Consider the following 12500-nt stretch of genomic DNA (forward strand, 5'->3'; position numbering starts at 1 on the left):
TGACGGTGTTCGATCACACCGGCTACCTGATGCACTTCACCGGAGGAACATCAACAACATGAAGAAGACGCCGTACACCAACGGGATCGATTGGCTGGAGTTCGACGACCCGGAAGAGGAACACGTCACCTGGCGGGTGCAGTTGAACTTCCTCATGTCCAACTGGAAGTGCCTGTTCGGCAATGGGTGTCCCGGACTCTTCGCGGTCAACGACTCAACCGTCAACCCGGACACTGCCTGCTGTGTGCACGGTGCCTGGTTCCACGATCGTGACGACTACCAGCAGGTTGCCAAGCGAGTCGAGCAGTTGACTTCCGAGGACTGGGACGACGAGCTTCGGAAGGTGGTCGACAAGAAGGGGTGGGCGTTCATCACCAAGGACAATCCACCGTACGACGAGGCAGACGACACCGAGGATGACTTCGAGGGTCGTACCCGAGTCCACGACAAGGGTTGTGTGTTCTCCAACCGTGCCAACGGCAGCGTGGGAAGTACGGGCAAGACGGGATGCGCCTTCCTTCACCTCGGCAACCGTCTGAACGCGAACAAGCACGACATCGAGGACAACAGCCAGGAACACGAACAGTTCATGCCGCGGGTTTGCTGGCAGGTACCGCTTCAGATGACCTACCACGAGGACGAGACGCGGCAGGTTGAAGTTCGTTCCGTTTTCGCGTTCGACATCGATGTGTGGGGCGTGCGGGACGAGGATGGTACCCACGACAGCACCATCGCGTGGTGGTGCACGGAGACACCTGATGCCTACATTGGCACGCGCATGGTCTACCAGAGCATGGAGCGGGAACTTCGGCGCATGATGGGCGACAAGCCCTACGACCGTATGGTGCAGTTGATCCAGGAGCGCAAGCCGACCCCGGCGCCGATGCCGGGAGCGGTCATCAACGAGGGACGTCCGCTGATCCCGTTGATTGTCGGCAACCGCAAGCCACGACGAGTCGCACCGTAGCTTCCTATTCGGGGCCGGCCAGCCGCATCCGGGCGTCGGCGCGCAGGGAGCAGAACTCATCCAGTAAGGCCTGGGGCCTGTTCGACGGTGAGGTCATCGCGCAGTGGCCCGGACCGGGGTCGGGGACGGCCTGCTCCGGACGGGCGAACCGGGCCGGGACGAACCCGATCCCGTCGTCGCGCACGTCCAGCGACACGACGTCCTCCACGTAGGACAGCGTCAGCCCGACCCGCGTGGTCCGCACCCCTTGAGTCCTGCGGAGGTGTCGGTGCACGGCTTGTACGAGGCGCACTGGCAGACTGCGATTAGTCGTGGCGGGCCTGCTGTTCGCGGCTCTGAGCCACGGCGCCGACCGGCAGGGCGTCGTGGGTCACGAGTCGATCGCGGTCGAGGAGAACTAACTACTTCGACCCGGAAAAGTCGGCGCGTGTCGGCCCGGGTGTCGAGGGCTGTTGGTCGAGACGATGGCCTCGATCCCTTGGGCCAGAAGGGATCGAGGTCATCGTGTTTCGTACGGCAGGCGACGTGACTAGCGGCGCGCCGACGTCGCCGCGAACTGCGGCTGGGTGCCCGCGAGCTCGGATCCGACCTTCGGCAGATCGTCCGGTCCGGTCGGCACCGGTACGCCCTGACATCCGGTGGCGCCGGGGTCGCCGGTGTCGAGGTAGGCGACGATGTGGGTGGCGCAGCCGGGCTCCATCAATGCTGAGCCGTGCATGTCGTCCTCGACGGTGAAGATCTTCCCGCCGACCGCATCCTGCATGTCACCGGTCCATTCGTACGCCGAAACGGACTCGTAGCGGTGCCCCGACAGCTGCAACGAACCTCCGGTGTGCAGGAGTCGGATGTGTTCGACGGGCAGTGGCCAGCCGGCGCACGACGGAATGGGGAAGCGCAACACACCCGTGACGGGGTAACGCGTCAGGCCGTCCTGGTAGGCCGCCCACGCAGAGTCGAAGTCGCGTGCACCACCGTCTCCGTTGCAGAAGATCGCCTGGTTCGCCGTGCTGTTGTCCATCTCGGGCACCCCGACCGGCGGTGGGGTGCGCTCGCCGCCGCCGAGCACCTCCTTGACCGTGGGCGGCGCGGTCGGGCCGGTCGCATCTCGCAACTCCGCGAGAACCTTGGCTGCGAGCGGCCAGGCGACGGACGGCTGGGCGGCCGAGATCGCGATCACGAACCCGTCGACAGGCCTCTCGAGGTCGGTGAACGTCCTGGGACGGGCGTCGAAGTCCCGCCGCAGTTCGGCCAGTGCGGCCTCGACCTGCTCAGATGTCGTGCCAAAGCCGTACGTGTCGTCGAACCTCGCCATCCACGCCGCCATCCGGGAGAAGTCCATCGCGGTGGCCTTCGCCCGTCCGGCTTCGAACGCGTCCATCCGCGGGTCGGGCGGCGCGACGCTGTCGACCCACATCCGGCCCACCTTGCCGGGGAACAGGCTGCGATACACCGGCCCCAGCCAACTCCCCCAGGACACCCCGAGGTAGCTCAGCTTGTCCTCGCCCAGCCCGATCCGGATCCGGTCCAGGTCGCGAGCCACGTTGCCGGTGGTCAGTTGTCCGATGAACGCCGGATCAGTCTGGGCGCAGTCTTGGTTCGCCTGCGCCTGCTTGTCGTACGTTCGCCTGGCGTCGTCCTCGGTGATCTGGCTGGGCGACGCATCCTGCGCCTGCAAGCCCTGGAGACCAGCCAAGCCATGGAGACCAGCCAAGCCCTGTGCCTGTACGCCCGCGGGGCCGTAGGCCTCGCAGTCGACCTTCGTGCTGTAGCCGACACCGCGCGGATCGAAGCCGATCAGGTCGTACCGTTCGTTCAGCTTCGCGGTCGGCGCCCCGGGCTGGCTCAGCTCGATCGGCATCAGGTAACCGCTGCCGCCCGGACCGCCGGGGTTGACGGCGAGACTGCCCAACCGGTGTGCCTGGTCGGTTGCCGGCAGTCTGGTCACCGCGACGCCGATCGACCGGCCGGAGGAATCGGCGTAGTTCAGGGGAACCTCGACCGTTCCGCAGCCCATCCGGGCCATCGTCGCCCGGAACCACGCCTTGCCGCGGATCCCCATCCAGTCCAGAACCTCGTCGGAATACTCGGGGCAGGCCTTCCACTTCATGGTTGACAGAGAGCCTGGCTGCGGGCTGGTCGAAAGGGAGGCTGGCTGCACGCTGGCCTGGGCCGGCAGGCCCCCTGCCACGGTCGTCGTGCCGAGGACGGCCAACGGGGCCGTCACAGCGGCGAGAAATCTTCGTAGATTCATGCGGACAAGCCTGTGAACCGGCCCGCCCGCCGCACATCTGCCGCCAGCCATGAACCCTCTCCTGTCTTCCGACACGCACTGGGCATAGAGCTGCCTGCCGATCTGGAGCCGCAACGGGCCACCTGGTCGGTGCACCGGAGGAGGCATCTGGCTGCGGTCATGCTCCAGACCCTGTCTTCAGGGAGAGTTCACCCGACGTGGGCAAGACGTAGGCTCGCGCTGGAATGTACGAACGCGCAGCGGCCCTCTGGGCCTGGGCACGCAGGCCGGGGATCCAGGACGCCGGCCTGGCTGCCGTGCTCTTCGTCAGTTCAGTCGCGATGAGCGATGCCCGTCTGGGAATCGTCAAGATCTACGGCGCGGACGACGACCCTCGGCCGATCCAGCTCTGGATCTGGTGGGTGGCGACCGGGATCTGCGTGGCCGCCGTGGTTGTCCGCCGCCGGTGGCCGGTTCCAGCGCTGGCCGCCGCCACGGTCGCCGCGATAACCCACATGGCCCTGATCGCCGGACCGGTGCCCGCCGACCTGGCCGCCCCACTCGTCCTCTACACCATCGCCACCCGATTCCGCCGCAGAACGTCACTCGCGCTCCTGGGCTTGACGCTGCTCGCGGCGGTGGGCTGGTCCGTCCTCGTCGGACTCGACGGTATGAGCGACGGCTGGACCTACCTGAATCCCCGCGATGACGGCGCGCCGAGGCCCGTCGAGCTGGCCAAGCCGAGCATGCCTGGGGACGTTCCCCTGGGTGACGTACTCCCCGCGGATCCTCCATTTCGCCCACCGCTCTCCGGGAAAGTGCCGGATGGGAAGGTGATGGATGCGCCGGTAGGACCTACCGGCTGGGGAGGCATTCCCATCCTCGGCCCGATTCTCGTGGCCGGCTGGGCCATCGGGTCGAGCGTCCAGAGCCGCCGGGCGTACCTCGACGAGCTCACCGCGAGGGCGCGCGACCTCGAACGCGAACGGGACCAACGGGCCGCCCTCGCCTCGGCCTCCGAGCGCAGCCGGATCACCCGCGAGCTGCACGACGTGGTGGCACACGGCCTCTCCGTGATCGTCATGCAGGCACAGGGCGGTGCAGCGGCATTCGAGAAGCGGCCCGCGGACACCCTCGCCGCGCTGGGCACCATCGTCGAAACCGGGCGGGCCTCGCTTGCGGACATGCGCCAGGTGCTGGCCGCCGTCGGGCCGGTGGACGGCTCTCCCCATCCCGTACCAGGGCTCGACTGGCTGCCCCACCTCATCGACCAGGTACGCCAGGCCGGAACCCAGGTGCAGCTGCACATCGACGGAGCACCGGGAACTCTTCCCACGACCGTCGACCTGTCGGCGTACCGGATCATCCAGGAGGCGCTGACCAATACCATGAAGCACGCCGGCCCGCGCGCCTGCGCCCAGGTGAGTCTCACGTACGGAAAGTACGAATTCGGAGTGGAGATCAGCGACAACGGTGCCGTGGCGCCTGCCCCCGATGGCGTCGGCAACGGGCTTCGCGGCATGCGCGAGCGGGCGGAACTGCTGGGTGGAGAGCTGTTCGCCGGTCCAGGGCGGCACGGTGGTTTCGTCGTACGAGCCCGACTCCCCTTCGCGAGAAGGCTGGTCACATGATCCGCGTACTCCTGGTCGACGATCAGGCGCTGCTCCGTGCCGGTGTCCGAATGATCCTCGAGAACGCCGACGACGTTGACGTCGTTGGCGAGGCCGAGGACGGTGCTCGGGCCGCGGCGATGGCGGCCGAGACCGCGCCCGACGTCGTGCTGATGGACATCCGGATGCCCGACGTCGATGGCGTCGAGGCCACCCGCCGCATCCGTGCCGAGCTCCCCGACGGACCGAGGATCCTGATCCTCACCACGTTCGACCTCGACGAATACGTCTACACAGCCCTGCGCGCCGGCGCCAGCGGATTCATCCTGAAAGACACCCTCGCCCCTGACCTGCTGTCGGCGATTCGCGCCGTCGCCCGCGGCGACGCCATCGTCGCCCCGACCGTGACCAGACGGCTGATCGAACGCCACATCGGGACCAACACCGATCCACTGCCCCTTTCCGAGGTCGAGCTTCGCGCCCTCACCGAACGAGAGCGCGAGGTACTCGAGCTCATCGCCCGCGGACTGTCCAACGCCGAGATCGCTGCCCGTCTCTGCCTCACCGGAGGAACCGTGAAGGGCCATGTCAGCCGGATCCTGAGCAAACTCGGCCTGCGCGATCGCGTCCAAGCCGTCGTTCTCGCCTACGAATGTGGCCTGGTCCGCGCTGGCAGCAACTAGGGTGTGCTAGCTACTTCGACCTGAAGAAGTCGGCGCGTGTCGGTCCGGCTGTTGGGGTCTGTTGCTCGCGAGGATGGCCTCGACCCTTGGGCTAGAAGGGATCGAGGCCATCGTGTTTCGTACGTAGGCGATCAGCCGTCTTTGTTCGCGTCGGTGCTGCTTGAGGAGTTGTTGAGGCTCCCGCTGGAGCTGGCTCGGGGCGACGCGATGTGGATGATCCGGAGTTCTTCGCGCCGTTCGTGCCGTTCTTCGACCCGCGCATCGGGCGCCCCTCCACGCCGGTGGAGGTCTACCTGCGGTTGATGTTCTTGAAGTTCCGGTACCGGCTGGGCTATGAGTCGCTGTGCTGTGTGCTGTGAGGTCACCGATTCGATCACCTGGCGACGGTTGTGCCGGATTCCGCTGGACGGTTCGGTGCCTCATCCAACAACGTTGATGAAGTTGACCACCGACCCGGCGGGTCAGCCCTGCACGACCCCGGTGCCCGGCCGATCGCCAAGGGCCGGCTCGGCAAGCCGGTGGAGTTCGGGCACAAGGCCCAGCTCGTCGAAGGTGACGACGGGGTGATCGTCGACCACACGGTCGAACGCGGCAACCCGGCCGACGCGCCCCAACTCGCGCCGCCCGTGGAACGGATCCGCATGGACGAGTTCGCCCTCGAAGCCGAGATGAAGTGGGATGAGGGCAAGTAGGGGCCGGCCGTGCAGAGAGCGCACTGATGGGGTCAGCCAGATGCCTCTTTCGCAAGCCTCCTAGAACACGATGCTGAGGTCGATCGGTCCGTTGTGCGTGATCCGCAGGATGAGGGTCTGCGTGGCGGCGTCCCAGGTTTCGCTGTGGCCGTAGGGGCGTGAGTGATTCGGGTCCTGTTTGCGTACTGGACGGTCGGTCTGGCGCCGGTCACCGTTATGGTCGTCGTACGAACGTCTCGCGGGCTCTGGTCGTTGAGCACGCGTCCACCGGCGGTGAGTACGCCTCCGTCGGCGTTGGTGATGACGTTGCCGGAGGTCTCGCGTCGGACGGTCATCCGGTCGTAGATGTACTCCGTGGGATTGGTGAGGTCCTCGTCGGGGACGAGGTCGGCGTACACGTCGGTGAGGTCGAGTCGGTAGTTGTTGAGGTGCACGTGGGCCACCCCGTCGTCCTCACGGAAGGTCCCGAACGTGTGGTTGGTGGCGACGACGCCGATGGTGATGTCCGGAGCCTGGTGTAGGGAGAACGTCGACGAGGCGAGGAAGTGGTCGTTCTCATGTGAGTTCATCCAGAACCACGTGTCCTGGAACCGCAGGGTGAAGTCGTTGGCGGAGACGGTCTGACTGGGGTAGAAGCTGTTGAAGTACCTGTCGTCCTTTGCCGTTGTGAGCACATGTCCGAGGCGGGCGGCGTCCCCTGTCGGGACGTTGCGGGGAAGGAGCGAGACGATCCCGTACCGACCGGAGGACGGGATGATGTTGGACGTGTCGTGGTCGGTCCAGTACGGCACCTCGAAGGCGTCAGTCTGGGTGATGCGCCCCGGGTTTCTCGAGCAGCACCTATCGTGGCATTGACGCGAAGAAAGCCGTTGCCCGCTTGAGGATCTCCACATCCTCCTTCAGCCGCCGGTTGTCCCTGCGCAGCTGAGACAGCTCCTCCCGCTCTGCGCTGGTCAGCCCGCCGTCGAGGCGGTCTCCGGCGTCGCGTTCGGCCTGCTTGACCCACTCCCGCACCGCGGTCTCGGTCAGATCGAAGTCCTTCGCGACCTGACCGACGGTCCGGTCACCACGTTGGCACAGTTCGACGATCTCGGCCTTGAACTCCGGCGTGAACGAGCGGCGCGGGCGCGGCTGCTTCTTGCCCATGCTCTCCATGGTCCGACATCCTTCCCCAGGACCGAAGCCCTGATCTTGGATGTCCGTCAAACCGGGTCAGCTCCAGACTCGCTGCACTGAGTGGTAGCCCCACAGGGTGCATACATGAAGGCCGCGCTACTTCTTGTGAACGAACGGGTCCGCTGCGTTCCTATGGCCTGCTTGGTGGGAGTTTCCCAGACCGATTACGGCCGCATAGTCGCCAGAACGTGGGGTAGGGCCCCGATCAGGGCGGCCAATGCACTACTGGAGCGGGCCGGAGGGAAGGACAGCGCAGATGACGCGGCATGACCTCCTCGACGGCAGGTATGCGCTCCATCGGATCGTCGGGCACGGCGGTATGGCGAAGGTGTGGAAAGGCGAGGACGTCCAATTCGGACGTCCGGTCGCCGTGAAGGTGTTGCGCAGCGACCTTTGTCGCGACCCGGTGTTCCGTGCCCGGTTCGCATGGGAGTCCCAGGCCCTGGCCAGTCTCAGCCACCCGGGCATCGTCTCGTTCTACGGCAGCGGCGTCGACGTGACCGACGACAACCCCGTCCCGTACATGGTCATGGAGTACGTCGAGGGCAGCACGTTCCGCGAGGTGCTGGGAGAAACAGACCGGGTCGCCCCGGACCGAGCGCTTGAGTTGACGGCGCAGGTCCTCGCCGCGCTCGCGTACAGCCATCGGCTGGGGATCGTCCACCGGGACGTGAAGCCCGCCAATGTCATGATGACGTCGTCGGGAACGGTCAAGGTCCTAGACTTCGGCATCTCACGTGCCATCGCCGAAATGTCGTCGCACCTGACGGAGCCGGCGACAGCGGTAGGCACGGCGCAGTACCTCTCGCCGGAGCAGGCGCGCGGGAAGCCGGTCGACGGGCGCAGCGACATCTACGCGGTCGGCTGCATGCTGTACGAACTGCTCACCGGTCGCGCTCCGTTCCTGGGCGACTCCCCGCTCGCTGTCGCCCTTCAGCAGGTGGAGCAGGATCCGCCTGCTCCCTCGGACATCGCGGACGTGCCGCAGCCCCACGCGGCCATCGCCATGCGGGCACTGCAGAAGAGCCCCGGCCGGCGGTACCAGAACGCCGACGAGATGGTCCACGCGATCAACGCCGTACTGGCCGGAAGTGTGGCGGACACCGAGGTGGCATCGGCCCCCGAACCCGTACGGCGCGCGTCCGTGATCGCGGGTCCGGTGGGTCTGGAGGCCCGGCACACCAGGCCGGTCAGCTCCTCGATGCGGGGGAAACGGGCGTACGCGTTCTCGGCGGTCGCAGTCCTGGCCGTCGTCGCCGCCATTGCGGGAGTCGTCCAGTTGGTCGGCCCCGGCCAGCTGCGTATCTCCGTCGTGCCTCCGCTGCACGAACCCGCCCCTCTTGCGCTAGCGCCCGCGAAGAAACCCGTGCCCGTCGACCGGCCCGCGGACTCCCTCGCACCAGGAACCACCGGCCGCCCGGCCGGCGATGTGGGTGCGGGACAGGCCGCGGTGGTCAACAACGCCCTCCTCGCCCGGACGAAGCCTGCGGCCAAGCACAACCACAGGGCCGCCAAGTCACGGGGCGGCGCACGAGGGGTATCTCACAAGAAGGCCGGCTCCGCCCCGGTGCGAGCGCGCTGGGCGGGCCGTGCTCACCCGCTTGCGAAGAAGGACGGATCCCACGTGAGCGGTGCGAAGAGGCAAAGCGGTCCGAGCACTCGGGGAGGAGCCGGGGGCCGAGGTAGGCACGGGCACTAACCGTACCGCGGCCACCGGCTTCTCTGTCGCGAGCCAGGGTGCACGTCACCGGAGGGAATCACGACGGAACTGCTCCGGTCGGTCGGTGGCGGTGGCCACGGCGTGGCGGCAGTCGGCGACCTGTTTCAGGGACCGATCACGCAGTGTCCGGTACCGCCAGGCCGTCGCAACGAGCTGCTGCAGGTGGGCGAGACCCCCGAACTCGCCGTCGTCGGAGTCTCTTCGAGCCCGCTGCAGGTCCAAGAAGACCAGTTCATCCGGCGCGGCGGAGAAGCGCAGACATCGGGCAGCGGGCACCTGGAACATTCGCATGGACCGTCTTGAAGACGTCGGTGTCCCAGTAGCGCCGTAGCAGAACTTCGCCGCGATGCAGGGATAGCCGGCTGCCACCACCTGGAACGACGACGACCCGACGAAAGCAGGGGACGGTGGGGCACATCCCGCCACTGTTGCCTTGACTGCGTCCGCTGGCTTATTGGCACTTTCCAGCGGATGAGGCCCACGTCGGCGTCAACGCCGAACGCAGCTTCGACGCCGATTACCTGCTGCTCGAATGGCTGCCTGTTCACGAGCAGGTGGCTGACCTTCAGCCCGAGCTGAACCGCTGCCTGGCGAATGTCGTCCCCCTTCCCCATGGACTCGTCGCGGTTCATGCCGAGTCACAGTCAGTGTCGTGTGTCGGTCTGGCCAGCGGGCGAAGGCTGGCGAGCTCGGTCATGGCGGGTTGTCCATCAAACTGACCAGGTGCATAGCCTGCCCAGGCCGAAGTAGTGGCCTGATCGGTTCTCACCAGCCGTCGACGATCTGGGCGTCGAACATGCGTCGGTGCGTCTCCGCAGGTCACCGGCGGTCACAAGCGAGAGCCAGTGGGGGCCGTGCACGACCTGCGACAAGCCTTACGTGTTAAGTCTGCTGTCGGGGGTAGACGGGCACGATATGCGTCCAGGGCCGGGGGAAGTGGCGCGCAGAGCATCGGCGGTGGGGGGCTGCGAATCCGCTAGGTCACTTCTGCTTCGCAGGCAGCCTGCAACTTCATGAGAGCGGAAAGTATGAATCTAAGGCGGGAAACGGTCGGCTCGCTGCGCACCCGGCTCGCTGCGGCGGCCAAGGCGCTCAGCCCGGCCTCCCGGGACGTCGCAGACGCCTTGGAGCATGGCCGTCGTGTTGGACTGTCAGAGGATGAGGCTCGCGAAACTCTCTCTACTTGGCGTGCCTTCTACGCCAACCAACCCTTCCCACTCCAATGGGAGACTGTGTGGGAAGCGATGACGCTCCGGGCTCTCGGGGACGAGTGGCGACCGGAGCGTCTACCCCGTGACTGGCGCGCGGAGTTCCGCTTGTAAGGGATTGATTCGTCGCCGGCCAGCGCACGCGTCAGTATGGCCGGTTCGTTGTGCCTGGCGCAGCCGGGCCGAGACCCCACCCAGGGCCGCCGGCGCGAGCTCGCGGCCCACATACGCCGGGTGTTTGAGGAATCCCGGCAGACCTCGGGGTGTCGCCGGGTGGCCGCGGCGTTGAACCGTAAGGGCCATGAGTGCTCCGTCGGCTTGGTCGCTGACTTGATGCGTGAGCTCGGGCTGCGGGCGGTCCAGCCGCGGGCGTACAAGGGCACCACGGTGCCTGGTGAGCACGCCGAACCGGTCCCGGACCTGATCGGGCGGGATTTCACCGCGGCAGCGCCCGGGCAGCGGCTGGTCGGTGACATCGTCCGCGCGGGCCGGTCTGGCCGGCCGATGGCGACAACCAGTTCGTCGTCATACATTCGGCACGTCGGGGGCCGCCCTGGCCGTGCACCAGTCAGTCCCCAGCCCTGTGGCCATGCTGGGGCGGTCCCCGATCCCGAACGTCGCGCGCGAGGGGAGGGTCCCAGACCATGGCCGGCCGGACCGATGGTGTGACGGTGTTGGCAACGTTCGAGCGCACCGCGGAGGGGCGACGGCGGGCCGTCATAGCCCGCGAGAAGGCAGTCCGCCGGCTGCGGAGCCTCAAACTCACCCGCCGCTACGGCGCCAGCCTGCTTGACCGCCAGGGCGTGGTGTGGTTGGTCCTGTTCGACCGGGACGACGGCGCGAGCCGAGGTGGCAGTGCCGCCGGATAACTCGTCGGCAGCCTTCGGGTCCGACGTCGTCAGCGTATGGAGACGGCGGCCGGCTGCCGGGCGACGTTGACGCCCTGGCCCTCAGGTCGGGCCTGTACGACCGGATCGCCGCCAGGCGGTCGGGGCATGACGGTGGGCTGGCCACGGGTGAGGTGTCCCGCGCCGGAGTAGCGCTCCCTGCGGGTTGTCGACGAGACGAGACGCTGATCTTCGCTGACGATCATGGCTTTCGCGTCAGGATGCCAGCGCGCTTTGGGTGAGCGCGATGCGGTTCTGGGTCATGGTGAGGGCGGATCGGTGTGGCTTGGTCTGTCCGGACGGACCTCGGTGTTTGTGGGCCTTGCGCGGCCCTCGCGTGGGTCAGATTCGGCGGCGCAGCGCACACAGGAGGTAATTCACGGGAAGATCGCCAGCAGCAGTCTGGGCTCCGCTACAGGTTGGGAGTCCGACCCGTTGGTTCGCACTTCTGAGCTCCGGTGTTTCCTCCGTCGCCGTAGGCCAGTCCCCCTGGTGAATCAGCGGGTCGGATGCGAGCTTGGTGCGGGGTTCACCTCCCGGGAACCCCGCCCCGGCCATCGCCCTGCGTCGATGGGGGTCACGGTGGCCGTTGGCGTCCGCGGCACGCGCTGTCGGCAATGCCTGTGCGCTTCGTCAGCGGCTAACTTCGAACTCCACTAGCTTCATTGATGATCGCCCCGGCCGGTCCTCGGATGGCTCCGGCAAGGGGAGGGTTAGGGCCCGTGTCGATGACTGTGAGGGGGGCCGGGGCGGTCACTCTCCGGTTCGCCGGCCGCTGATGAACCGGCCGTCGTTGGCTCGCCGTCGGCAGCGTGGCTGTGCTAGGCGGGCTTCTTCTGCTCTTGTTGGTGCAGCCGCTGTTCGCACTGGTCCAGCAGGCGTTCACGCAGGTCGAGGAGGCGTTCGCGTTCATCGAAGAGACGCTCGCGATCCTGGGCCCGGACCTCACGTGCGTCGGCGATCCGATCACGTTCGGCGGCTATCTGGTCGCGTCGGTCGGCGTCGGCTTCGCGTTGGTCGGCGATCCAGTATCGGTAGTCGGCCGCGACGTCTCGTTCCGCAGCAGCCCGTTCATGCTCGTCCGGGCCGAGGGTGCCCGTCTGGTCGACGAGTCCCCGGCGGGTGTGCGCCGCCAGCTGGCGCAGGAGGGCTGCAAATGCCCGATTGGCCACCGCCCGGACACGTTCGGCCGCGGCGAGTTGACGGGGCGGTGGCGGGTGGCTCGGACCTGGCTTAGCCCGGATCCGCCGATGGGCTGGGTGTGGTGAGCGGGTCGTGACGCGAGAATGCCCTTGCGTGTTGGAGGATCGGTCTTGTCGAAGGAACG

The 12500-nt window shown here is 67.1% G+C and carries 9 protein-coding genes and 3 pseudogenes; 8 read left to right on the forward strand and 4 right to left on the reverse strand.

What is annotated here, in order from left to right; all coding sequences use genetic code 11:
• Positions 1-58: 58 nt before the first annotated feature.
• Positions 59-967 (forward strand): hypothetical protein, encoded by a 909-nt coding sequence (locus ABZV93_RS18545; protein ID WP_354937323.1) that lies wholly within the window; start codon positions 59-61, stop codon positions 965-967.
• Positions 968-971: 4 nt separating this feature from the next.
• Here the strand turns inward: ABZV93_RS18545 and ABZV93_RS18550 are convergent, their stop codons facing one another.
• Entirely contained in the window at positions 972-1211 is a 240-nt protein-coding gene (locus tag ABZV93_RS18550; protein ID WP_354937326.1) for a hypothetical protein, read from the reverse strand.
• A 285-nt stretch (positions 1212-1496) separates the two neighbouring features.
• Entirely contained in the window at positions 1497-3074 is a 1578-nt protein-coding gene (locus ABZV93_RS18555; RefSeq protein WP_354937329.1) for an alpha/beta fold hydrolase, read from the reverse strand.
• 368 nt (positions 3075-3442) lie between these two features.
• Between ABZV93_RS18555 and ABZV93_RS18560 the strand changes: the two genes are divergently transcribed.
• The 3 genes and pseudogenes from ABZV93_RS18560 to ABZV93_RS18570 form a co-directional block, all read left to right on the forward strand.
• On the forward strand, positions 3443-4828 hold the full coding sequence (locus ABZV93_RS18560; RefSeq protein WP_354937332.1) for a sensor histidine kinase: 1386 nt from the start codon (positions 3443-3445) through the stop codon (positions 4826-4828).
• Complete coding sequence (locus ABZV93_RS18565) at positions 4825-5490, forward strand: response regulator transcription factor (RefSeq protein ID WP_354937335.1); 666 nt, start codon at positions 4825-4827, stop codon at positions 5488-5490. Before ABZV93_RS18560 ends, ABZV93_RS18565 begins: the two co-directional genes overlap by 4 nt.
• A gap of 141 nt (positions 5491-5631) precedes the next feature.
• Positions 5632-6128 (forward strand): annotated as a pseudogene (locus tag ABZV93_RS18570) (transposase); the annotation flags it as partial.
• 86 nt (positions 6129-6214) lie between these two features.
• Here the strand turns inward: ABZV93_RS18570 and ABZV93_RS18575 are convergent.
• Together ABZV93_RS18575 and ABZV93_RS18580 are read right to left on the reverse strand one after the other, a co-directional pair.
• Complete coding sequence (locus ABZV93_RS18575; protein WP_354937338.1) at positions 6215-7075, reverse strand: glycosyl hydrolase family 98 C-terminal domain-containing protein; 861 nt, start codon at positions 7073-7075, stop codon at positions 6215-6217.
• Positions 7044-7337: pseudogene (locus ABZV93_RS18580) on the reverse strand (transposase); the annotation flags it as partial. The gene ABZV93_RS18575 and the pseudogene ABZV93_RS18580, both read right to left, overlap by 32 nt.
• Before the next feature lie 277 nt (positions 7338-7614).
• Here ABZV93_RS18580 and ABZV93_RS18585 point away from each other — a divergent pair.
• The 4 genes and pseudogenes from ABZV93_RS18585 to ABZV93_RS18600 all read left to right on the forward strand — a co-directional run bounded on the left by ABZV93_RS18585 (position 7615) and on the right by ABZV93_RS18600 (position 12441).
• A complete protein-coding gene (locus tag ABZV93_RS18585) occupies positions 7615-9057 on the forward strand; it encodes a protein kinase (protein WP_354937341.1) in 1443 nt (480 codons plus the stop codon).
• Between the two features lie 1379 nt (positions 9058-10436).
• Positions 10437-10649: pseudogene (locus tag ABZV93_RS18590) on the forward strand (IS3 family transposase); the annotation flags it as partial.
• A gap of 308 nt (positions 10650-10957) precedes the next feature.
• Positions 10958-11155 (forward strand): hypothetical protein, encoded by a 198-nt coding sequence (locus ABZV93_RS18595; RefSeq protein WP_354937344.1) that lies wholly within the window; start codon positions 10958-10960, stop codon positions 11153-11155.
• Positions 11156-12021: 866 nt separating this feature from the next.
• Positions 12022-12441, forward strand: a complete 420-nt coding sequence (locus tag ABZV93_RS18600; RefSeq protein ID WP_354937347.1) for a hypothetical protein — start codon at positions 12022-12024, stop codon at positions 12439-12441.
• Positions 12442-12500: the final 59 nt, after the last annotated feature.

The organism is Actinopolymorpha sp. NPDC004070, from assembly GCF_040610475.1.
Classification (GTDB): Bacteria; Actinomycetota; Actinomycetes; order Propionibacteriales; family Actinopolymorphaceae; genus Actinopolymorpha.